This window comes from Bradyrhizobium erythrophlei, from assembly GCF_900129505.1.
GTDB classification, from domain to species: domain Bacteria; phylum Pseudomonadota; class Alphaproteobacteria; order Rhizobiales; family Xanthobacteraceae; genus Bradyrhizobium; species Bradyrhizobium erythrophlei_D.
Genome location: NZ_LT670818.1, coordinates 259,720 through 282,985 on the forward strand (window position 1 = coordinate 259,720; position 23,266 = coordinate 282,985).

The 23,266-nt window shown below is 63.6% G+C and carries 19 protein-coding genes and 1 pseudogene; 4 read left to right on the plus strand and 16 right to left on the minus strand.

The genetic code is table 11. The features are described 5' to 3' along the window. Positions 1-463 precede the first annotated feature (463 nt). The 9 genes from B5525_RS43480 to B5525_RS01215 all read right to left on the minus strand — a co-directional run bounded on the left by B5525_RS43480 (position 464) and on the right by B5525_RS01215 (position 9,711). Complete coding sequence (locus B5525_RS43480) at positions 464-1,291, minus strand: hypothetical protein (protein WP_154073005.1); 828 nt, start codon at positions 1,289-1,291, stop codon at positions 464-466. A gap of 198 nt (positions 1,292-1,489) precedes the next feature. Further along, the gene (locus B5525_RS01180; RefSeq protein WP_079572762.1) at positions 1,490-2,563 is read right to left on the minus strand and encodes a hypothetical protein; all 1,074 of its coding nucleotides are present in this window, start codon (positions 2,561-2,563) and stop codon (positions 1,490-1,492) included. 368 nt (positions 2,564-2,931) lie between these two features. Further along, the gene (glyS, locus tag B5525_RS01185) at positions 2,932-5,343 is read right to left on the minus strand and encodes a glycine--tRNA ligase subunit beta (protein ID WP_079564150.1); all 2,412 of its coding nucleotides are present in this window, start codon (positions 5,341-5,343) and stop codon (positions 2,932-2,934) included. Further along, positions 5,343-5,792, minus strand: coding sequence for an endonuclease domain-containing protein (locus B5525_RS01190; protein ID WP_079572764.1), 450 nt, complete (start codon positions 5,790-5,792; stop codon positions 5,343-5,345). The genes glyS and B5525_RS01190 overlap by 1 nt, the downstream gene beginning before the upstream one ends. A gap of 98 nt (positions 5,793-5,890) precedes the next feature. Next, positions 5,891-6,838, minus strand: a complete 948-nt coding sequence (locus tag B5525_RS01195; protein ID WP_079564152.1) for a glycine--tRNA ligase subunit alpha — start codon at positions 6,836-6,838, stop codon at positions 5,891-5,893. A gap of 418 nt (positions 6,839-7,256) precedes the next feature. Continuing rightward, positions 7,257-7,448 (minus strand): hypothetical protein, encoded by a 192-nt coding sequence (locus B5525_RS01200; protein WP_079572766.1) that lies wholly within the window; start codon positions 7,446-7,448, stop codon positions 7,257-7,259. Positions 7,449-7,557: 109 nt separating this feature from the next. Continuing rightward, positions 7,558-8,469: a S49 family peptidase gene (locus B5525_RS01205; protein WP_079564153.1), complete on the minus strand. Its 912-nt coding sequence runs from the start codon at positions 8,467-8,469 to the stop codon at positions 7,558-7,560. Between the two features lie 257 nt (positions 8,470-8,726). Then, positions 8,727-9,491, minus strand: a complete 765-nt coding sequence (locus B5525_RS01210) for a tRNA1(Val) (adenine(37)-N6)-methyltransferase (protein WP_079564155.1) — start codon at positions 9,489-9,491, stop codon at positions 8,727-8,729. Continuing rightward, entirely contained in the window at positions 9,484-9,711 is a 228-nt protein-coding gene (locus B5525_RS01215) for a DUF2007 domain-containing protein (protein ID WP_079564156.1), read from the minus strand. The genes B5525_RS01210 and B5525_RS01215 overlap by 8 nt, the downstream gene beginning before the upstream one ends. Before the next feature lie 132 nt (positions 9,712-9,843). Between B5525_RS01215 and B5525_RS01220 the strand changes: the two genes are divergently transcribed. Beyond that, entirely contained in the window at positions 9,844-10,854 is a 1,011-nt protein-coding gene (locus B5525_RS01220; protein ID WP_079572768.1) for a polyprenyl synthetase family protein, read from the plus strand. A 2-nt stretch (positions 10,855-10,856) separates the two neighbouring features. Continuing rightward, entirely contained in the window at positions 10,857-11,495 is a 639-nt protein-coding gene (locus B5525_RS01225) for a LysE family translocator (protein WP_079564158.1), read from the plus strand. On the opposite strand, the gene B5525_RS01230 is transcribed toward B5525_RS01225, so the two are convergent. The 3 genes from B5525_RS01230 to B5525_RS01240 all read right to left on the minus strand — a co-directional run bounded on the left by B5525_RS01230 (position 11,492) and on the right by B5525_RS01240 (position 16,218). Beyond that, a complete protein-coding gene (locus tag B5525_RS01230) occupies positions 11,492-12,376 on the minus strand; it encodes a 4-(cytidine 5'-diphospho)-2-C-methyl-D-erythritol kinase (RefSeq protein ID WP_079564160.1) in 885 nt (294 codons plus the stop codon). The two genes, B5525_RS01225 and B5525_RS01230, sit on opposite strands and share 4 nt — an antisense overlap. 32 nt (positions 12,377-12,408) lie before the next feature. After that, positions 12,409-14,190 (minus strand): tetratricopeptide repeat protein, encoded by a 1,782-nt coding sequence (locus B5525_RS01235; RefSeq protein ID WP_079564161.1) that lies wholly within the window; start codon positions 14,188-14,190, stop codon positions 12,409-12,411. A 369-nt stretch (positions 14,191-14,559) separates the two neighbouring features. Then, positions 14,560-16,218 carry an electron transfer flavoprotein-ubiquinone oxidoreductase gene (locus B5525_RS01240; RefSeq protein ID WP_079564163.1) on the minus strand — a complete coding sequence of 553 codons (1,659 nt, stop codon included), beginning with the start codon at positions 16,216-16,218 and terminating at the stop codon, positions 14,560-14,562. Positions 16,219-16,371: 153 nt separating this feature from the next. Here B5525_RS01240 and B5525_RS01245 point away from each other — a divergent pair, with 153 nt between their 5' ends. Next, positions 16,372-17,193 carry a uracil-DNA glycosylase gene (locus tag B5525_RS01245; protein ID WP_079564165.1) on the plus strand — a complete coding sequence of 274 codons (822 nt, stop codon included), beginning with the start codon at positions 16,372-16,374 and terminating at the stop codon, positions 17,191-17,193. A 172-nt stretch (positions 17,194-17,365) separates the two neighbouring features. Further along, positions 17,366-18,692: pseudogene (locus B5525_RS01250) on the plus strand (IS1182 family transposase). A 107-nt stretch (positions 18,693-18,799) separates the two neighbouring features. Here the strand turns inward: B5525_RS01250 and B5525_RS01255 are convergent. The 4 genes from B5525_RS01255 to B5525_RS01270 form a co-directional block, all read right to left on the minus strand. After that, entirely contained in the window at positions 18,800-20,308 is a 1,509-nt protein-coding gene (locus B5525_RS01255; protein ID WP_079564166.1) for a glycosyltransferase family 39 protein, read from the minus strand. Positions 20,309-20,496: 188 nt separating this feature from the next. After that, positions 20,497-21,279, minus strand: coding sequence for a ribonuclease HII (locus tag B5525_RS01260; RefSeq protein ID WP_079572770.1), 783 nt, complete (start codon positions 21,277-21,279; stop codon positions 20,497-20,499). A 144-nt stretch (positions 21,280-21,423) separates the two neighbouring features. Continuing rightward, a complete protein-coding gene (locus tag B5525_RS01265) occupies positions 21,424-21,879 on the minus strand; it encodes a VOC family protein (protein WP_079572772.1) in 456 nt (151 codons plus the stop codon). A 29-nt stretch (positions 21,880-21,908) separates the two neighbouring features. Beyond that, a complete protein-coding gene (locus B5525_RS01270; protein WP_079564168.1) occupies positions 21,909-23,072 on the minus strand; it encodes a PA0069 family radical SAM protein in 1,164 nt (387 codons plus the stop codon). Positions 23,073-23,266 lie beyond the last annotated feature (194 nt).

The following is a 23,266-nucleotide window of genomic DNA, read 5'->3' on the forward strand; positions in this document are numbered from 1 at the left end:
GCCACCGTCGCCCCTGAGAAATTTGCACCTCAGGAACTTGACGCCAGCATCGGGGCGTCAGAACCACACGACTTCTCCGTCCGCCAGCCGCATCGCCCGTCAAGCGCGCACCCAGCGTCCACCGCATCCCGCTCCGCGTTTCGTGACGTTGCGCAACGCCCCTCTGAGGAGCGGGACGACAAGCGTTATAAGGGTGATTTGGGTCTTCGGAAAATCAGAATATTTTTGCAAAGAGGGCTGGACAGAGGGTCCGTAAATTGCGCAGGTGATTTGCCCGTCGGGTCGGATCCGCATGAACAAACGCTCGTCATGGCCGAGCCTGACCTAGGCCATGTACCCATAAACTAGAGGCGTGACGCAACGATGCCGTATCCGCTTTGCCTCGTCAGGGCCGAAGTCACGCGGCGGCGCAATCTGTGGCGAAGGGCCAGAACCAGAAATCTGCACACACAAAACCTTCTACTCAGCTTTCCAAGATGTCAGCGCCACGGTCGTAAATCTTTGGATCGACGTGCCCGGCACCATGGGCGATTTCGAGTCTCCAGCCCAACCTCACGCCGAGGTTTTTAGCTAACTCCGTACAGTGTTCGAAATGCCAGAGACCGCGCGCAAGGCGATGAGGCCCCTGAGCCATAGCGTAGTCCATCCGGGGCAGATCGAAGGCGTCAGGGTCTCGGTCGGCGTCGCCAAGTAATATGACAAGGGAGCGCCCTAGGTACCTGCGCAGATGACTTGCGTTGAGATCAATTCCTCCCATACCGATTGGATACTCCGCAGTGAAGTTCGGCAGCATGTAGACTCCGCAGTTGGCGGCAACGGCCAGATCAACGGAAGCGGCCTCGGTGAGCGCAAGATAGCGCAGGACATATTGGGCACCTGCGGAGTTGCCAAATAGGCCGAAAGTGTCCCGGCTGGACCCGATTGCATGTCGAACATAATGAAACAACCGGTCGATGACCCCAAAATTCCACTGATCGCGCGGCAAAACCGTGTTGTCTGGCGGCGGCAGTCGCACTCCGCCAAAATTGTACGCATGGATGCCAGGGAATTGATCCGAATCGAACTCCGGTACCAACACGATTTGCCCATTGCGTTCAGCCTGCGGTGCGAGAAGATCGCGAAACTCTGCAGCAGCGCGATCAAGACCATGCATCGCCAGGATGATGCGTGCATCCCGACTGCTCGATCGGGGGCAAAAAGAGAAGACTCGCATCGTTCGTCGCGAAGGGACGGCACCATCATCGCGAAATACGAATGAGCCAGCGCCTTCATCCAGAGTCAATATGCTCAACCGCGTGCCTCCGCCTTCGTCCAGCTTGCGTCGATCCGGCTATGGCTACGCGTTAACGAGTCCGGCCCTAGCTTGACCCGGCCAGCCGCGTCTCCCTCACAGCAGGCGAAGAAAGACGTGGATGCCCGGCAGTCGCAGGCAAGTTTACGCAGGCTGCCATGGCAGGGCATGATGGATTCTCGCGCACTATCTGGAGCGCTACGCACCCTTGAGCATCGACATGATCCGGCTGGCGGACTGGTAGTTTGCCACCGCGTTGTCGCGAAACGATGGCGTCCAGTTGACCGCCTGACGTTCTTCCGCGCTCATCGACGAATAGGTATTGAGGATGCCGAGGCTGAGCTGGGTTGGATCACCGCTGCTCTGGCTCTGCTTCAACGCGGCAAGAATGCTGGCGCGGTTGCGCGAATCCAGCGCCTGCTTGGCGGCGTAGCTCTCCCGCGCCGAGAACAGATTGTCCTGATTGAGCGATATCGCCGCCAGCGATCGATTGTCGACCGCGCTGAGGTCGGCCTGCTGGCTGGACTTTCCCGCGGCCGCGGCGGCCTTCTCCTGGGCGTCGAGGGCGGCGCGCATATTCTTGGCGACCGTCGAGATATCAGGGGTAGTGGTGCTCGGGGCACTGGCGCTCTGCGCGAGATAGGCCGCGACCGGATCGTTGGCAATGCCGCTCGGCGCGGTGGTGGGGTTCTGCTGAGTGGCCTGAACGCCCTTGGCGACCGCGGCACGCTGTGCCGACCATGTGGCGGTTGCCTTCTCCTCCGGACTCGCGCCATCGAGAAAATCGAGCGCCGCCTTGTAGAGCGAGGAGACGTCGCCCGTCAGCTTCGACGTCGCCGCGGCCGGCGCCAGCGCGGCGCTGAAGCGATTGGCAAGCTCGGCACCGGCGACGTTCTGTTCATCGGGCGTGAACTTGCCGGCATTGTTGGTGACGATCGCAAACAGCGAGCGTCGATCGAACGAAGAAAGATCGATCGTCGCCGTGCCGTCGTCGCCAATCGGTCCCTTGACCTTGGCGGCGGCGTAGAGACCGTCGAGCGCGCTGCGCGCGTCGGCGGTCACGTCGGCAAAACTCTTCGCGGTGGAGGCGTTGGCAAGCTGCGCCTTGGCGGCGTCCGACAGCGTCAGATTGGTTGCCGCATTGCTGTCGGGCGACGTGCCGGAATCGGCAGAGCCGAGGTAACTGGCCAGCGTCGGCGGGGGCGCCGCCGCGCGGGCATAGGCCGAGCCGATCATGGCGTAGGCATTGAGGCCGGTGTTGACCGAGGTCATGTGCGTCCCTGCGAGCTTTTGGGTGACGGTTAAGGAACCGTTACCAAAGCCGACCATTTCAAAGCATGGTTAACGAGGTGTGAAGATTTCCGGATGTTGCTGGATATTTCTGGAGGGGCGTCAGATTAAACCGCAATGACCTCACGGCCTCCCATCGCGGGACGCAGTTCTTGTGCGCCAGTGTGCGGCAAGCGCTACCGACAAATGCTCGTCATGGCCGGGCCTGTCCCGGCGATCACAGACGTGTTCGTCATTGCGAGGAGCGCAGCGACGAAACAATCCATCTTGCTTCACGATGGATTGCTTCGTGGAGCCTGTCATCGGGCGCGCATTCGCGCGACCCGTTGGCTCGCAATGACGGCCGTTAGTCAATCCTGGATCTTGGAAAAATCCGCCACCGCGCGCGTCGCGGCGCGAATTTCGTTCAGGAGCTTCAGACGATTTTCCCGCACCTTCGGGTCGTCGTCGTTGACTTTCACCTTGTCGAAGAACGCATCCACCGCAGGACGCAGTTTTGCCATCGCGCTCATCGCGGCGGCAAAATCTTCCTTGGCGACGGCGGCACTTGCTTCAGCCCTCACCTGATCGATGGCCTTGGCGAGCGTCTTCTCCTCGGGAAGGCTGTAGAGCGCGGCATCGGGCGCGCCATCATAGTCCTTGCCGTCCTTCTTCTCCTCGATGCGCAGGATGTTCGCGGCGCGCTTGGTGCCGGCGAGCAGATTCTTGCCGTCGTCGGTATCGAGGAATTTGCCGAGCGCCTCGACGCGGCGAACCACCATCAGGAGGTCGTCCTGACCTCCTAGCGCGAACACGGCATCGACGAGATCGTGCCGCGCGCCCTGTTCGCGGAGCTGGACTTTTAGGCGGTCGGCGAAGAAGGAAATGAGATCGCCAATCATCGATTCCACCAATGAAGGTGGCATGCCTGCACTGATCGATTTGCTTGGCCTATCGATTGTAATTTCTGGGATCGCAAAAAAGAGAGGGCGATCGGAAAGATCGGATTCAGCCGCCGCAGCGACGGTGCTCTGTCCGCTTGTCACTGCTCCACCATCGGATTTGGCCCACTCTTCAAGGGCGGCTACATAACGCGGGTCGTTACGAATCCGCGGCCCCAAATAATGCTTAATATGAGCAGTGAGAAGAGTGTGCAGCCCAAGTCTCAGCGAATTTTCGAGGATAATTCGAATGACGCCGAGCGCTGCACGGCGCAGGGCATAAGGATCTTTGGAACCCGTTGGCTTCTCGCCAATCCCCCAGAAGCCGACAAGCACATCAACCTTGTCGGCAATCGCGACGCAGATGGAAACGGGCGAGGCGGGAACGCGATCGCCGGGGCCTTGCGGCTTGTAGTGTTCTTCGATTGCGTCTGCGACTGCCGCGTCCTCACCTTGCGCGAGGGCGTAGTATTTGCCTATCCGGCCCTGCAGTTCAGGAAACTCACCGACCATTTCGGTAACAAGGTCAGCCTTGGCCAATTCGGCCGCGCGTCTCACGTCACGGACTAAGTCGCCGAGAAATTTATCACTTGCGTCGACCTCTCGAGGGCCTCGCGCCGCTGTTTCGCTGGATCTGAAATTGACCAGTTGAGTGAGGTCATGCGCAAGCTGTTCGATTCGCCGAACGCGCTCACCCTGCGTGCCAAGTTTCTCGTGAAATAGAATATTTTCCAGTTTCGGCAGCCGGTCTTCGAGTTTAGTCTTGAGATCGGTCTCATAAAAAAACTTCGCATCGCTCAACCGCGCGCGGATCACGCGCTCGTTGCCGGCGACGATCGCCTTGCCACCGTCGGAGGCCTCGATGTTGGCGGTGAGGATGAACTTGTTGGTGAGGACTTCCCCCCTCCCCCCGCTTGCGGCGGGGAGGGGTCGGGCACTATCGTGGGGGGAGGGAGACGCCTGCCTCACCACAAAGCACTTCTGGTTATTGCGGATGGTGGCGCGGATCACTTCGCCCGGAATCGACAGAAACTCCGGGTCGAACGATCCCATCAGCGCGACCGGCCATTCGACCAGGCCCGCGACTTCGTCGAGCAGTCCCTGATCCTCGACCAGCTCGAAGCCCTGCGCGAACGCGAGCTGCCTGGCGTCGGTGACGATACTGTCCTTGCGGCGCTCGGGATCGAGCACGACCTTGGCATCGAGCAGCTTTGCCTCGTAATCCTCGAAGCGGCGCACCTTGATCGGCGCCGGCGCCATGAAGCGGTGGCCGAACGTGGTCTGGCCGGCCTCGATGCCGTCGACGGCGAATTTCACGACATCGGGTTCTTCGGTTTCGAGCCCAAAGGTGGCGACGATGGCATGCAGCGGCCGCACCCATTGCAGCGCGCTTGGCCGCGCCGAGCGTTCACCCCAGCGCATCGATTTCGGCCACGGGAAGGTGCGGATGATCACCGGCAGCATGTCGGCGAGCACGTCGAGCGTGGCGCGGCCGGGTTTTTCGATCAGCGCGACGTAGAAGTCGCCCTTCTTCGGATCGCGCTGGATCGTCGCCTCGTCGATCGAGGCCAGGCCGGTGGCTTTCAGAAAGCCCGCGATCGCCGCATCCGGCCCGCCGACGCGCGGTCCCTTGCGCTCTTCCCTCAGATCGGATTGCCGCGCCGGCACGCCGTGCACCGTCAGCGTCAGCCGCCGCGGCGTCGCGAACGCCTTGGCGCCTTCATAGACCAGACCCTCGGCGACGAGCTTGTCGGTGACCATGCGGCGCAGATCGTCCGCCGCCTTCGCCTGCATGCGCGCGGGAATTTCTTCGGAGAACAGTTCAAAGAGAAGATCGGGCATCAGCACCGCCTTTTGCGAAGACGTCGCGGCGCTCGCTGGCGCGACTCCCCTCCCCCCGCTTGCGGCGGGGAGGGGTCGGGGGTGGGGGGTCTATCGGCGTTCGCCACTGCATCGATGCTTGCGAGAACGCCGGACATGTTTTCGCCGAGCTCGTTGTTCCAGAACCGCAACGCGCGGTAGCCATTGGCCTCGAGATATCGAGTGCGTGCCTCGTCGGAGCTACTGAGCGAATGCTGACCGCCATCGAGTTCGATGACAAGCTTCAGCTGATGGCTGGCGAAGTCCGCAAAGTACGGACCGATGGTCGCCTGGCGCCGAAAGTGATGTGGCTTGAATGGAGGTTGTCGCAAATGTTGCCAAAGCTTCTTTTCAGCTTCGGTCGCGTCGCGACGCAAAGCTCGAGCGCGTGGCACGCGGGGGTCGGCCGGACGCTGTGGTGTCTGTGTCATCCACCCCCCACCCCCGACCCCTCCCCGCCACTCGCTGCGCTCGCGGGGGGAGGGGAGCAGATACGTGCTCGCTGAGATGTTCAATTCCAAAATCGCAATCACGACGGAACGCCCGTAACCGGCCCGCCCGCCTCGGTGTGCACCCAGGCTTCGCCGCAGGCCTTCGCCAGTTCGCGCACGCGCATGATGTAGCTCTGCCGCTCCGTCACCGAGATCACGCCGCGGGCGTCGAGCAGATTGAAGACGTGGCTTGCCTTGATGCACTGGTCATAGGCCGGCAGCGCCATCAGATGCGCCTCGCGCTTGCCGTCTTTCCAGCCCGCGTCCAGATATTTTCGGCAGGCTTCTTCGGCCATCGAAAACTGCTTGAACAGCATGTCGGCGTCGGAGTGTTCAAAGTTGTGCCGCGAATATTCCTGCTCGGCCTGCAGGAACACGTCGCCGTAGGAGACCTTGTCGGCGCCGTCGCGGCCGTTGAAATTGAGGTCGTAGACGCGGTCGACGCCCTGCACATACATCGCGAGCCGCTCGAGCCCGTAGGTGAGCTCGCCCGCCACGGGAGCGCATTCGACGCCGGCAACCTGCTGGAAGTAGGTGAACTGCGAGACTTCCATGCCGTCGCACCAGCATTCCCAGCCCAGGCCCCAGGCGCCCAGTGTCGGGCTTTCCCAGTCGTCCTCGACGAAGCGGATGTCGTGCAGATGCGAATCGATGCCGATCGCGGCGAGCGACTTCAGGTAAAGCTCCTGCAGGTCCGGCGGCGACGGCTTGATGATCACCTGGAACTGGTAATAGTGCTGCAGCCGGTTGGGATTTTCGCCATAGCGGCCATCCTTCGGCCGGCGCGACGGCTGCACATAGGCCGCCTTCCAGGGTTTCGGCCCGAGCGCGCGCAAGGTGGTGGCCGGATGAAACGTGCCGGCGCCCATTTCCATGTCGTAGGGCTGCAGGATCACGCAGCCCTGATCCGCCCAGAACCGCTGCAGGGCCAGAATAAACCCCTGGAACGAGCGTTCCGGGCGCATGTGCGGAGGCAGGGAATCCATCGTCAAATCAGTCTTTGCTGAGGGGAAAGCGCGCGGGACCGTATCGGCGGGGGGACCGGGAATCAAGGCAATGGGGGGCGGGATTTGCCGCCAAACTGCCGCCGGTCGCAACAATTGCCGGGATTGGGGATAGGCGCCGCTGACCAGCCCCGCGCGACGGCGGCCCGCGCCAGGCGGCTCGTTAGCAATTGAGGCCTATCAAGGCGGAACTTCGAGAGGCCGGGATACTCCACTCTTCGTACTTGGCCCCTCGAAGATCGGCTCTCAGGTTCGTGATCTCTCTCGATTGCTTTGTGAGGCACGAAAGCCGGGGCGTCCGATAAGACGAACCAGCTCCAAGCTTGCACGCCGGTTCTCAGGGGTGATGCCCCACCCCGAGGCCGGCGCAGATATTTTCAGCCTGAATTCGCAGACCCGATCAGCCCGGCCGGTAGGCGCCGGTGGTGGGATCCCGCCGCAGCGTCGGAATATCACCCGATCGTGCAGCTTCGGCGACCCGCGCACGGCGCGCCTCTTCCAGTTCTCTGTTTACCCGCACGGCGGTGCGGTAGGCCCAGCGGACCACGGCCAGCCCACCCAGGGCGCCCGCAAATGCGATCAGCGGCGGCATCGGTCGATCCTTGTCGTTCATACGTCACGCCCCACGCCTGCATTGTCGCGCAAGCTGGCCCCGCCTGCAATCGCCCTGCCCGAGACTAAATGGCGCGCTAAATTCGCTGTTAGAATCCGAATTTGGCCCAAATTGCCCGGCTTTCCAGCGCCGAGATCAATTCGTCCGGCAGGCCCGCGATACCTTCCAGCGAAGCGAGCGTGCCCGCGCCGGCGGATCTGCGGCCGAGCAGGCCGGACAGCAAGCCGCCCGAAGGCGCGATCAGTGGCGTCAGCACCTTCTCGCCAAAGCGGGCGCGCAGCGTCGCGCGCAGATCGCCGATCTGATCCGCCAGGCCCAGCGACACCGCGGTTTCTCCCGCCCAATATTCGCCGGTGAAGAGGACATCGTCGGCGCCCTTGAGGCGAGAGCCCCGGCTCTGTTTGACCAGCGCGATGAAGATCGCATGGATCTCGCGTTGAAGCGCCTTGAGGCGCGCGACATCGTCGGGGTTTTCGGGAAGGAACGGATCGAGCATCGCCTTGTGCGCGCCCGCCGTATAGAGCCTGCGTTCGACGCCGATCTTCCCGATCAGCTCCTGGAATCCGAAGGAGCCGCCGACCACGCCGATCGAGCCCAGGATCGACGACGGATCGCAGAAGATTTCATCGCCGGCGCAGGCGATCATGTAGCCGCCAGAGGCCGCGACATCTTCCACGAAAACCAGCACGGGCAATTGCTTTTCCGCCGCAAGCTGCCTGATCCGCAGATAGATCTGGCGCGACTGTACCGGCGAACCGCCGGGGGAATTGATCACCAGCGCCACGGCCTTGGCATGCCTGATGGCAAACGCGCGCTCCAGCGTCCTGGCGACGCCCGCCAGCGACATGCCCGGCCGCAGCGGCGTTACCGCTCCGATCAGGCCGGACAGCCGGACCACGGGCACGACCGTGGTCCCCGGCCGCAGGCGAGCCGGAAGGAAGCCCATCAGCCAGTCGAGCAGGCCAGCCCCTCCTCCGCGGTCGCCACTTTGTTCTGTCATGCGCTCACCTCAAATTTAACCATTTCTTATTCTCATACTGACATTCCATGTGTGCCGGTTAACCGGAATGGAACGCCATTTGCATCGCAGCCGTTGTGCTGCAATGGCGCAGCGGAGAAAGTCATGAAAATCTATCTGCTGGTGATGCTGATCGGTACCCTCTTGGCCGCAATTCACTTCACTTCCGCGCCAAAACAGGACTCCAACAGCCTTCCGCAATAGCCGGTTCCATTGACGGCCTGAGCGATCGGCCGGTTTCAAGGCTTAGCCAGCGGCAATATCCCCTTCCCGGCCAGGATCTCCTGAACCCATTTATTGGGCACAGTTGCCCTCTCATTAAGCATCAACGCAGGGTAGATTTCCGTCGGCGCCCGGCCGCTCTTGATGGCGCGAATCAGCACGCGATTGGCTGGTATCGCCGGGTCACCATGGACCGGCAGAATCTTGAAACTTCCGAAGCCGCGATCGAGTGACGCCAGCACCTCGGCAATGCCGTCGGCGCGCCAGATCAATGTTAGCACGCCGCCGGATTTCAGGATCCGCCGGCTCGCATGAACCCAGCTCGTTAGCGTCGTCGGCCTCGCCACATGCGCCGATACGCGTGCCTTGTCCGGCGAGGCGGGGTGCCGCGCCGGATCATTGAACGGCGGATTCATCAGCACGACATCGGCGCTGTCGGGAGCAAGACCCGCATCCGCAAAGGCGCTCGCCTCCGATGTCACGTCCAGCACGATCACATCGGCGGCAATGGCGTTGGCAGCCGCATTGACTCGCGCGAGCTCTGCGAGACCAACGTCGATCTCGACCAGAGCGAGCCTGATTTCAGAGACCCGTTTGGCGAGCGCGAGACCGGCGGCGCCGACGCCGGCACCGAATTCGACGACGCGGTCGCCGGGACGCACCGCCGTCGCCGCCGCCAGCAGCATCGCATCATGGCCGGCGCGGTGGCCCGATTTCGGTTGCCGCAGACGCAATTGGCCGCCGAGAAATGCATCCTCGGTGAAGCCTGCGGAATCAGTCATCGGCCCGCAATTCGTGGGCTAGGCCCGCATCGCTCAGAAGCTGGCGCGCCTGCCGGTTGTCGTCCTCATGGACCAGGATCCGGCGCGGCAGCACGCCGAGCGAGCCTTCGATGATGCTCATGTTCTGATCCAGCACCAGATGATGGATATTGGCGCCGTCGAGCAGCGCTCCGACCGCCGAAACCAGCACGATATCGTTGGTTCGAACCAATTCCCGCAATTGTGGCACTCCTGTTTCGCACGATCTTGCGGCCGCATGCGGCTTTTCGACCGCACCGTGCCCTTGCCGCGTTCCCCGGCACTTTCTATTGTAGTGCAGGATAGTGCTATTTGGGCAAAAGTGGAGACCAGCGTGGCGGTTATTGTACCCTTCGAGAGCCCGGCAAGCGCTTCGATCGACGAACTGGTCGCGCTTGTCGCTCCCGATATGGCGCGCGTCAACGCCACGATCCTGTCGCGGACCGGCTCGGAAGTCACCATGATCCCCGAGGTCGCCAACCACCTGATCTCCTCAGGGGGAAAGCGGCTGCGCCCGATGCTGACGCTGGCGATGGCCGGTCTCTCCGGTTACAGCGGCGACGGCCATATCAAGCTCGCCGCCTCGGTCGAATTCATGCATACCGCCACGCTTCTGCATGACGACGTGGTCGACGAAAGCGAATTGCGGCGCGGCAAGCTGTCGGCGCGCATGCTGTGGGGCAACGAGGCCAGCGTTCTCGTCGGCGACTTCCTGCTCGGCCAGGCCTTCCGGATGATGGTCGAGGTCGGCTCGCTGCGCGCGCTCGACATTTTATCATCGGCCGCGGCGACGATCGCGGAAGGCGAAGTGATGCAACTCGCCGCGGCCAAGAACACCGCGACCACCGAGGACGAATATCTCGCGGTGATCCGCGGCAAGACCGCCGAGCTGTTTGCCGCGGCCTGCGAGGTCGGCCCCGTGATCGCCAACCGTCCGAAGGCCGAACAGACCGCGTGCCGCTCGGTCGGCATGAATCTCGGCATCGCGTTCCAGCTCGTCGACGACGTGCTGGACTACGGCGGCAAGGCCGCAAAGCTCGGCAAGAACATCGGCGACGATTTCCGCGAGGGCAAGATCACGCTGCCGGTGGTGCTGGCGTTCCGCCGCGGCAACGACAGCGAGCGCGCGTTCTGGGTCAAGGCGCTGGAACGCGGCGAGATCGGCGACGCCGATCTCGATCACGCCATCGGCCTGATGACCAAGCACCGCGCGCTGGAAGACACCATCAACCGCGCCCAGCATTACGGCGCGATGGCGGTCGACGCGCTGGCGCTGTTTCCGGCCTCTGCGATGAAAACCGCGCTCGAGCAGGTGGTGGCGTTCTGCCTGGCGAGGTCGTATTAGCGGTGGGTGACGCGCAACTTTCGCTGTTCCTGCTGGCCGCGCTGGTCATTGCCGTCATCCCCGGTCCCGGCATTTTCTACGTGGCGTCACGTACGCTCTCGGGCGGCAGACAGGCCGGTATTGCATCGACGTTCGGGACGGCGCTGGGCGGGCTTGTGCACGTTGTCGCAGGCAGCCTCGGTGTCTCCGCGATCATCCTGGCAAGCGCGCAGCTATTTACGGCGCTCAAGCTGATCGGCGCCCTTTATCTGGTCTGGCTCGGCATCAAGACCTTTCGCGAAGCAGGCAATCGGTCGCCTGAACCGATCGGCCCGACCGGAGCGGCGCACGCATTTCGGGAAGGCGTGCTGGTCGAGGCGCTGAATCCCAAGACCGCGGCTTTCTTTCTGGCGTTCATTCCGCAATTCCTGAACCCGGCGGCCGGCTACCCCGCGCTCCAGTTCATCGCCTTCGGCCTGACCTCGGTGGCGCTGAACACCTGCGCCGACATCGTCGTGGTGATGTTGGCCGCGAGGGCCCGCGCAACTCTGGTGAGCAGACCACGCTTCATTCAGCGCTTGAGACAGGGCTCGGGGCTTTTCATCGCCGGGCTCGGAATTTCGCTCGCGCTCGCGCGGCGGCCGGTCACCGCCTGGAGCTAGCTCAGCGTTCCCGCGTGCACCCACCAGCCGGGGTGATCGAGCTGGATCTGCTGCGCCGCGCGCTGCGCCTCGGCGGTATTCTCATAGACCGCAAAGCAGGTCGCGCCTGAGCCCGACATCCGCGCCAGCCACGCCCCATTGGTCGCATTGAGCGCGGCGATGACCCCGCCGATCACGGGCTGAATGCGCGTGGCCGGGGCTTCGAGATCGTTGGTGCCGGCGGCGAGCGCCTCGACCCAGTCTTCAAGCGATGCACCGGTTTCCGGCCAGCTGGCCGCATCGATCACGTCGGCAAAGCCGACCAGCAGTTCGCCGCTGCGCAGGCCGAGCGCCTGGAACACGTCCCTGGTCGCGACGGGAATGCGCGGATTGACCATCACGCAAGGCATGATCGGCAGAGCGAGCGGCAGCAGCGTTTCGCCGACGCCGGTCATGACGCAGGCGCGCGATTCCAGGCAAACCGGCACGTCGGCGCCCGTCAGCCGCGCGACCTCGATCAGGCGGGAATCGTCGATGGCGAGATTGTTCGCCCGCGCCAGCAGTCGCAGCGCCGCGGCGGCATCGGCCGAACCGCCGCCAATTCCGGCCGCGACCGGCAGCACCTTGTCGAGTGTGAAACTGCCGACCTTCAGGTTGGCCACCCGCTCGCGGAGCAGCTGCGCGGCCTTGAACACGAGGTTATCGGCGGTTTCGCCGCAGGCCTGCGCCAGCGGCCCCGTGGTCACGAGATGCAGTTCGGATCCAACCGTCAGGCTCAGGCGGTCGGCGCAGTCGGCGAACGCCACCATGCTTTCGAGGTCGTGATAGCCGTCGACCCGCCGTCCAACCACCCGCAGGGTCAGGTTGACTTTGGCACGCGCATGCTCGATCAGCGCCCCCATTGGCGATCAGTCCCTCGATCAGGCCTTCAAGATCAGCCGCCCTTGCCGTCTTCTTTTTTCTTGTCCGCGGAGGTCACCGAGGAAGTGTCGTCGGGGAGGCCGTTCTCGATCTTGGCCTCGATCTTGGGCAGGTCTTCCGGCTCGGGCTTGAGGTCGCGGGCATGGGCCCACTGGAATTTCGCCTCCAGCGTGCGGCCGACGCGCCAATAGGCGTCGCCGAGATGGTCGTTGATGGTCGGGTCCTCGGGCTTGAGATCGATCGCGCGCTCGAGATTCTTCACCGCGTCGTCGTAATTGCCGATGCGGTAATAGGCCCAGCCCAGCGAGTCCACGATGTAGCCGTCATCCGGGCGCTGCTCGACGGCGCGCTTGATCATCTTCATGCCGTCGTCGAGATTGATGCCCTGATCGATCCACGAATAGCCGAGATAGTTCAGCACGTGCGGCTGCTCGGGCTGCAGCTCGAGCGCCTTGCGCATGTCGGCTTCGGCCTTGTTCCACGCCTTGGAGCGCTCCTCGCAGATGCCGCGATAGTAATAATAGACCCAGTTGTTCTTGTCGTTGGGATCGGGCATCGCCGCGATGCCCTGCGAATAGGTCTCGGCGCAATCGGCGAACTTCTTGCGGCCGCGCTCGATGTTGCCGAGCGCCATGATGGCCTCGATATCCTTCTTATCCTCCGCCGTGACGCCCTTGAGGATCTTGATCGCCTCGTCGCTGCGGTCGGCGGCGTCGAGATCGGTCGCGAGCTGGATCTGCGCATTGCGCTTGAGCACCGAACTCGCCGGCATGCGCTCATAGACCTTGATCGCCATCTGCGGCTTCTTCACCGACTCGTAGAGATCGGCCAGCGACAACAGCGCCAGCGGATGGTTGGGCGCGAGGTACAGCGAAAGCTGCAGATAGACCAGCGCGAGATCCTCGCCGCCGCGGCGGGTCAGCGTCGCGCCGATGCCGTACAGCGCTTCGGCAGCGCCGGTCTGCGGCGAATCGACCAGCGGCTGCAGCTTCTTCCCGGCCCTGGTTTCGCGCAGATCTTCCTGCACCAGCGGATGCCGCGGCAGCTTCTTTTCGAAAGCCTCATAGACCGCCGTCGCCGCGGCATTGTCCTTGTTGCGCGTCAGCCAGCGCGCATAGTCGTCGGCCACCCGCAGCATGCCGTCGTCGAGCTTGTAGGCCCGCTCGAGCCGCACGCCGGCGTCCTTGTCCTTGCCCGCGAGTTCGAGAATCATGCCGGAATGCAGGTCCTTGAAGATCGGATACCATTCCGGACCGGTCAGCTTGTCGATATTGGCGACCGCCGTCTTGGCGTCGCCGGCGCCGTAGCTGGCCCAGCCCGACAGCAGCGTCGCGACCAGATCCGTGATCGGCCCGCGGATCGACTGATTGATGTTCGATTGCGCGGAGGCGTATTTCTTCTGCTTCAGGTCGCGCACGCCGACCACCAGGCGAGCAACGCGATTGGTCTTGTCGATGGTCAGGATCCGTTCGGCGAGCTTGACGGCCTCGTCGATGTCGCCGTCCGCCAGCGACGAGATGAAGGCGCGGTCCAAGAGCTCGTTGTTCTTCGGATCGATGCGAAGCGCCGAGCGGTAGAACGCCGCCGCGGCCGCCGAGTCGCGCTCCACACTGGCATGCCGGGCCGCCAGATAGCTGCCGGACATCGTCAGCGATTTCATGTCATGGGAATTGGGAAACTGCGCCGAGTTGTCCGAGGGATGATCGGGCGTCTGGGCCGACAGCGAGCCCGGCACGGCGAGCGCGGTGAAGGCGACAGCGGCAATGGCCCAGCGATTGAAACGAATGGAAATCATCACGGTTCGCCTTAGCTCCAGGGATTTGCGGAAGATGCATTTACGCCAAGATGGATACGGCAAGATCTTGCGATCATTCTCGAATGCGAACCCAACTGGCGGCATCAAGCCCGCTGACAATGCCGTGTTTGGCGTTCCACCGCAAGGATACGGGACGGCGAATTGATCGGCAGGACCACCCCGCCAGTCGCCCTCCGCCTGAAAACGCTTCCAGTGTGGCCGTATCGTGGCCGTCCTTTCCGCCGGGCCGGCGGCTTGAGCCCGTTCCGATTAAATCGGAACGGGCTCAAGTTATTTGTTTTGACGCGTTTTCTTGACGCGAACCGGTGTCCACTTCGCTGGAAAACGCTCTGTCTCACACAATCGTGGTCACATCGCCTCGTAGTTCGGTCCGCCGCCACCCTCCGGCGGAACCCAGGTGATGTTACCGTTGGGGTCCTTCACGTCGCAGGTTTTGCAGTGAACGCAGTTCTGGGCGTTGATCTGGAAGCGCGGGCCGGAAGCCTCCTCGACCCATTCATAGACGCCGGCCGGGCAATAGCGGTTGGACGGGCCGGCAAAGACATCGTGCTCCGAGGTCCTCTGCAAATTGAGGTCGGCGACCCTGAGGTGGACCGGCTGGTCCTCCTCGTGATTGGTGTTGGACAGGAATACCGACGACAGCCGGTCGAAGGTGAGCTTGCCGTCCGGCTTCGGCGAGGCGATCGGCGCATGCGTTTTGGCCGGATCGAGCGTCTTGCGGTCGGGCTTGGCATGGGACTGGGTGCCGAACAGCGAGAAGCCGAGCGTGTTGCACCACATGTCGATACCGCCGAGCATCACGCCGATCACGGTGCCGAACTTCGACCACAGCGGTTTGACGTTGCGGACCGGATAGAGATCCTTGCCGACCTCTGAATCGCGCCAGCCGTTCTCATATTCGACCAGTTCGTCGTTGGCGCGGCCGGCGCCGAGCGCGGCATTGACGTGCTCGGCGGCGAGCATGCCGCTGCCGATGGCGTTGTGCACGCCCTTGATGCGCGGCACGTTGACAAACCCGGCCGCGCAGCCGATCAGCGCGCCGCCGGCGAAGGTCAGCCGCGGCACCGACTGATAGCCGCCCTCGGTGATGGCCCGCGCGCCATAGGCCAGCCGCTTGCCGCCTTCGAACAGCGTGCGGATCGCGGGATGGGTCTTGAAGCGCTGGAATTCGTCAAACGGCGACAGATAGGGGTCATTGTAGTTGAGATGCACGACGAAACCGACCGCCACCATGTTGTCGTCATAGTGGTAGAGGAACGAGCCGCCGCCGGTTGAATTGTTAAGCGGCCAACCGAACGAATGCTGGATCAGCCCCTTCTGGTGTTTCGCGGGATCGATCTGCCAGACTTCCTTGAGACCGATGCCGAATTTCGGCGGTTCGCTCTTCGCATCGAGGGAAAATTTTGCGATCAGCTGCTTGGTCAGGCTGCCCCGCGCGCCTTCGGCGAACAGCGTGTATTTGCCGAGCAATTCCATGCCGCGGGTGAACGAGTCCTTGTGTGTGCCATCCTTGGCGATGCCCATGTCGCCGGTGGCGATGCCGCGCACCGCGCCGTTGTCGTCGTAAAGCACTTCGACGGCCGCGAAGCCCGGGTAGATCTCGACCCCGAGCGCCTCGGCCTTGCGCGAAAGCCAGCGGCAGACATTACCGAGCGAGCCGATATAGCAATGATGATTGTTCATCAGCGGCGGCATTGCGATGCCCGGCAGCGGGATCGCGGTTCCCTCGGTCATCCAGTAGAATTTGTCGGTCTTGACCTGGGTCTTCAGCGGGCAGTCAGCGTCCTCGCGCCAGTCCGGGACGAGCTTGTCAAGCGACACCGGATCAATCACCGCGCCGGACAGGATGTGCGCGCCGACTTCGGAACCCTTCTCAACGACGACAATGCTGAGATCGGCGTTGAGCTGCTTCAGCCGGATCGCGGCGGCAAGGCCGGACGGCCCGGCGCCGACGATGACAACATCGAATTCCATGGATTCGCGCGGCGGCAGTTCTTCAGTGCTCATGATCTGGTCCCGGCCAGGGTGGAAAAGGTTCTGTTCTGCAGGTGGTTTGTTTCCACTTTTTTCGCCTGAGAACAACCATGGAAATGCAAGGCTCGGGCGTTTCGTTGCGACCCGATCCACTCTAGAATGGTGCGATGCCACAGACACTCCGCCATGACGCCTGAGCGCGCGCCCACCGTTTCGCAATTGCTGGCCTTTTACCTGGAGGCCGGGGTTGACTGCGCGCTGGCGGATGCGCCGGTCAACCGGCTGGCCGATCCCGACCTCACACCCGTCGCAAGCGAGGCCGCGCCGCCCAGACCGGTCAGGACTGCTGCCCCGCCTCCCGCCGCGCGCGCCGAACCGGCGCAAGCACCGGAAGCCGCGATCCTGTCGGCGCGCGAAGCGGCGCGGACCGCGCCGACGCTGGAGGCGCTTCGCGCGCTGCTGGAGGATTTCGACGGCTGCGCGCTAAGATCGACCGCCACGCGGCTGGTGTTTTCCGACGGCAACCCGCAGGCGCGCATCATGTTCGTCGGCGAGGCGCCGGGGCGGGAGGAGGACCTCGAGGGTCTGCCCTTCGTCGGCCGCTCCGGAAAATTGCTGGACCGCATGATCGCGGCGATCGGGCTCGACCGCGGCAGCGCCTACATCGCCAATGTCATTCCGTGGCGGCCGCCCGGCAACCGTACGCCGACGCCGCAGGAAACCCAGATCTGCCTGCCGTTCATCCAGCGCCAGATCGAACTGGTGAATCCGGACGTGCTGGTCACGCTCGGCAATCCCTCCACGCAGACCCTGCTGTCGACCCGCGAGGGCATCATGAAAACCCGCGGACGCTGGCTCGACTACGACACCGGCACCCGCGTGATCCGCGCGCTCGCCACCTTCCACCCGGCCTATCTGTTGCGCTCGCCATCCTACAAGCGGCTGGCGTGGCAGGATCTGCGCGCGATCGCCAAGGCGCTCGCGCCGGGAGCTTCATCCTCATCCTGAGGATCAAGCGTTAGCGTGCGTCTCGAAGGATGGGCGGCATCGGGGCTTCTTGGTTCGAGACGGCGCTTACGCGCCTCCTCAGAGGATGTGATTTTTTGCTGCTTGGCAAGCGAGTGTGGCGGATGTCGCATGCATGTGATTCCCTGCGATCGTCGAATCGGGTGAGGCGCTGATGGGCGGTGACGAACTTTTTGGGGAACTGCCAGAGCAGAGGGGGCCGCAGGTAGGCGGGGCGCCGTCGGGAGCGCCGCGGCTGCGTGAGCCCAAACGAGACCAGATCGAGCTGCGTGCAGTGGATATCGAGAGCCTGATTGGGGAAGATCACCCGGTACGAGTGATCTGGTCGTATGTCGAAGGCCTCGACCTGAGCGAGCTTGAGAATCGGATCAAGGCACGGGGCGACAGGCCCGGTCATCCGGCGACCTCGCCGCGGCTTCTGCTGGCGCTGTGGCTCTATGCCACCAGCGAGGGGGTTGGCAGTGCGCGTGCCCTGGAGGGGCTTTGCAACAGCCATGATGTTTATCGCTGGCTGTGTGGCGGCGTGTCGGTGAACTATCACACGCTGGCGGACTTCCGGGTCGGTTGCGCTGATCTGCTCGACCGGCTGCTGGCCGAGCATTTGGCGGCGCTGATCAAGACTGGCCTGGTGGACCTCGACGGGTTGGCACAGGACGGGGTGCGGATACGGGCGAGTGCGGGGGCGTCCTCGTTCCGGCGCGCGGCGACGCTTGACCGGCATCTTTCGGCTGCGCAGGCGGTCGTGGATCAGCTCAAGCGTGAGGTCGATACGCGCTCGGATGCCAGCAACCAGCGGATCAAAGCCGCCAGGGAGCGGGCCGCGCGCGAACGCCTCGAACGGGTCAAGGCGGCCCAGAAAGCGCTCGACGAGATCAAGCGGCAGCGTGACGAACGCGAACAAAAGCGCGGCAACGGCAAGAAGCCGAAGGAGCCGCGCGCCTCGACCACCGACACACAGGCGCGGGTGATGAAGATGGCCGATGGCGGCTTCCGCCCGGCCTATAATGTGCAGGTGGCAAGCGTCGCCGGTGAGCAGATCGTAGTCGCGGTCGACGTCAGTAATAGCGGTTCCGATCGGAGCCTGATGCGGCCGATGCTGGAGCGGCTACGCACGCGGCTGGGACGCTTCCCGGCATGGCATCTTGCCGATGGCGGCTTTTGCAGCGGCGAGGATATCGAGTGGGCGCATGGCAAAGGGATCGAGATCTATTGTCCACCGGTCCAGTCCAAGCATGGCACCGACCCCTATTTGCCGCGGCGCGGCGATGGCCCAGGCGTTGGCTTGGCGGGCACGGATGGGGAGTGAAGCGGGCAAGGCGCAGTACAAGCCCCGCTCGATCTGCGAATGCATCCATGCGCGCTGGCGCAATTGGGATCTGCGGCAATTGACCGTACGTGGCTTCCAAAAGGTCCGAGCCGTGGTCCTCTGCTACGCCCTCACCAACAACATCTTGCAGGGCCATCGCCTCGCCGCCGCATAGGCAGGAGGTGGTCAACCGCAACCCCAGCATGCAGTCTGCCAAACAACGCAATAACTCAAAGAAACTGGCACCTACCGAAAAACTTCACAAGCTCTCACCATGAGGAGCTAAGGCGTTTTCGGCCGCACGATGGCCCAGCCGATCCGCAGCAGCGGTTGCCGCCCGGTGACGAGCCATTCGAACGCCCGCGGCACTTCGGGCACCAGGCCCGGAAACCGCTGCGCAATATCGGGCGGCGGGGTGCCGACGGTATCGGCCGCGCGCCAGACCACGACGCCGCCGGTTTCGTAGAATTTTTTCAGCGAGATCCACGGCGTCCGTTGCGGCGCGGCGTCAAGAAAGAGATGGGGACGCGCCGGGTCGAGCGAGATCAGCGCCGCCAGTTGCGCGTCGCCGGTGACCGCCTGCAGCGGGCGGTTGGTGCGCCGCTCAAAGCTGTCGCCGAAGAAATTCGCGATCGCGCGGGCCGGCAACGACGTCGTCACCTCGCGGCCGCCGGTCCAGGGCAAAAAGATGGTGGTCGCGAGCACCGCCAGCGCGGGCGCAACGATCGCCGTCGCCCAGACCGAGCGCAACAGCCGGTGGCGCCGGAGCTGGACGAGATCGCCGGTCGCGACAATCACGGCCAGTCCCGACATCAATAACGCGACGCCCGCGCCGCCCGCGACCCGGTCGAGATCGAACAGGCCGGAAATCAGGCTCCCGAACAACGCGGGGCCGATGGCCAGGCAATAGACGAAATCGCGCGCCAGCGAAGCGACCTGGGGACGATAGATGATCGGCGCGTCTTCCGGATTGCGGGCGAACCAGCCGGAATTGAGTACCACCAGCAGCACGATGCCGGCTAGCGCCGCCAGCAAGCCCCCGAGCAACGCGGCCCAATGCATTCCTCGCGCGCCCAGATCCGCGGTCCCTGGCAAAGGCGGCAAGACCAGCGCGTCGGCGCGGATCAGCCAGATGAGATAGGGGAGCGCCAGCACAAGAATCACGAGAAGCGCGAACAGCGGATCGAACGACATCAGCATGCGCCGTCCTCGCTCCGTCGCAAGTGCAAATCCTGCAACCAACAACAACAGGAACGGCGCCGCAGAGGTGGTCAGCAGCAACAGCCCGGCTTCGATCGACCATGCGAACCACGCGTTGCGCCGGTTCTGACCGATCAGTTGCCAGGTGTGCAGCAGCAACATCGCCCATAACGGCCGCGCCAGCACCTCGGGACCGAACTCGAGGCCGGGCGAACTGAAGGCCGTCACCGTCATGGTCAGGAGCACCGCGAGCACCGCTTGTTGTCTGCCGACGATGGCGCGCGAGAGCAGGTAAAACGCCCAGAACATCGCGATCGAGCAAAGCTGCGACAGCAAATAGACGCCGATCATGTGGCCGCCGGCGGCGCGAAACGCGATGTCGGCCAGCCAGAACGCCAGCGGCGGGCCGAGGGCGGTGCCGACCTGGTATTCCCGGCCATAGGCCAGCACGGTGGCGAGGTTGCCGGGAGGGCTGCGATATAACAGCAACGCCACGAGGAGCCACAGCGCCGCCTGGCAGAGCACCACCAGCCAGACCACCAGCCGCGGACGGGCGCGGATCAGTTCGATAATCAGGGAGGTGAAACGCATGAACCGTCCGAAATACCCAACCCCAGCGCTGCAACCCCGGCGCTATTCGATCCCCTGGATGTGATAGAGCCCGTCAGCCGCCGAGGCAACCATGACGTTTTCGAGCAAGTGGATTCCGGTTCGCGTGACGAAAATGCGTGAAAGCCAAAACCTTGCCCGGTTCTGATTCGATCAGAACAAGCGCTTCATCAAATCGCCGCGGAAATTTCCCCGCCCGCCTCTGCTTCGGCAAACAGGTCGGGTTCGCGCTTGATGGTCCACGGCTGATGCTTTTCCCGTGCCGCGATGACGGGCGCGTACAGACTGCGATGATGTGCTGACGGTCCGAGCCGATCGAGCGCTTCCAGATGCTCGGGCACGCTGTAGCCCTTGTGGGACTCAAAACCGTAGCCAGGGCAATCCTGCGCCAGGGCGCACATCAGCCGGTCGCGCGTCACCTTGGCGATGATCGAGGCCGCGGCGATCGAGACCACCAGCCCGTCACCGCCGATCACGGCCTCGCAGTCGCAGGCGATGTCGAGCTTGTCGCGGCCGTCGACGAAGACGTGTCTCGGCATTTCCGGCAGTGCGTGCACGGCGCGCGCCAATGCCCACAGCGAGGCGCGCAGGATATTGTCGCGATCGATTCGTGCCGGCGGGCCGAAAGCCACCGCGAAGGAGGCGGTCGCGCAGATTTCCTCGAACAATTCCTCGCGCCGCTCCGGCGTCAGCCGCTTGGAATCGTCGATACCCCTAGGGATTCGCTTGGGGTCCAGCACCACGGCGGCCGCCACCACCGGACCCGCCAGCGGGCCACGGCCGGCCTCGTCGCAGCCGGCCACCGGCCAGATGCCGCGCTTGATCAGCGCGCGCTCGCGGCGAAAACCCGGCGGCGCCACGGCGATCACGCCCTTTGCCAGCCTGGCCGGACCGTCCTTGGATTTTTCCTTCGAATTTTCCTTGGACTTCGCTTTGGATTTTTCCCGAATCATGGCCGGGATCGTGCGCAAGGAGAGCCTGCGGCGCAACCGGGAACTCGGCGCAATTACCGCTATTCAAGGTCGTTATCGCCGGCCATAGCGTTTTCGAGCGAAGTGGATACCGGTTCGCGTGAAGAAAACGCGTCAAAAGGATGTCTAGTCCGGCAGATGAATCCGACGGTCCTCTCCGACCTCGATTCCTGGCGCGACCACGACCTCCCAGGGGTGATTGTCGGGATCGGCAAAATAGCCGGAATAACCGCCGTAATCCGTCTTGTGCGCGGGTTTCAGCAGCGACGCTCCCTTGGAGACCGCGAAATCCAGCACCGTGTCGACCTCTTCCGGGGAGCGGCAGTTCCACGCCAATGTCATCCCGCGAAACGCCTGCGGCCGCGGACGTTCCGGCAGCGTGACATCCTGCGCAAGCTGATTCCACGGAAAAAGTCCGATGGCGGTGCCGCCGGTTTCGAAAAACGCGACGGTCTCGCCGGTGGCCTGGAATTTCCGGACAAAGCCGAGCGCCTCGTAAAAGGCGATGCTGGAACGCATGTTGCTGACACCGAGCGTGATCATGGTCAGCCGCGCGACGGGTGCTGCCGGTTTGTCGCTTATGGAACTCATGCCGGATGTTCTCCGCCGCTCTAAAACAGGCTGAGTTGCTGGCCGCTGCGCTTGGGCCGCGCGAAATGATCCGTGGTCAATTTCGACCGCCGCTTGTTGAGACCGAGTTTTTCGCAGGCGATCTCGAACCGGCGGCCGATCATCCAGGCCATCGGCCCGGTGCCCTTCATCCGCGTTCCCCATTGCGAGTCGTAGTCGCGGCCGCCGCGCATGTCGCGGATCAGCGTGAAGATGTGGCGGTAGCGGTCGGGATAGTTCGCCATCAGCCATTCGCGAAACAGGTCGCGCACTTCCAGCGGCAGCCGCAGCAGCACATAGCTCGCTTCCTTGACGCCGGCATGCGAAGCCGCATCGAGGATGCGCTCGATCTCGCTATCGTTCAGGGCGGGGATGACGGGCGCGACCATCACCGTGGTCGGAATGCCCGCTTCCGACAATTGCCGCAGCGCTTCCAGCCGTTTCGCCGGCGTCGAGGCCCGCGGCTCCATGGTGCGTGCCAGCTTGGCATCGAGCGTCGTCACCGAAATCGCCACCTTGGCGAGATTGCGCTTGGCCATCCGCGCCAGGACATCGATGTCGCGGGTCACCAGTGCCGATTTGGTCACGATGCCGACCGGATGCGAGGCGCGCTCCAGCACCTCGAGAATGCCGCGCATGATCTTCCGCTCGCGCTCGATCGGCTGATAGGGATCGGTGTTGGTGCCGATCGCGATCATGCGCGGTTCGTAGTCCTGCGCCGCTAATTCCTTTTCCAGCAATTGCGGCGCGTCAGGTTTTGCAAACAATTTCGATTCGAAGTCCAGTCCCGGCGACAACCCGAGATAGGCGTGAGTCGGCCTGGCAAAACAGTAGACGCAGCCGTGCTCGCAGCCCCGGTAGGGATTGATCGAGCGGTCGAAGCCGATATCGGGCGAATCGTTGCGGGTGATGACTTTTCGCGCGGTGTCGAGCGCGACGGTGGTCTTGAACGGCGGCAGTTCATCGAGGCTCTGCCAGCCGTCGTCGAAGGCGACCCGCGCCTCGGCCTCAAAACGGCCGCTGGCGTTGGACTGCGCACCGCGGCCACGCCGCCGTTCGCGCTCGATCGCGACTGCAAGTTCCGGAAAAGGGGGTGGTGCACCCGCCGGTTCGGAGGGCGCCGTGACCGGCGGGTGCTTGAGGGCATGAGAGGATGCTCGGCTCATGGCGAGAACATAGCACGCCGATAGAACAAAGCAAGAACATAACTGCAGTCGCCTGGGGATGAGCGAATCCGTCTCATTGCGCCGGATCAACATCGGGCATGGCGGAAGGTGGTGGGATCGTGAGTGCGCCGGCGCCGGCTGACGCCGTCGCTACACATTCCCTCTCTATATTTTGCCTCTCTTTACCTTGTTCG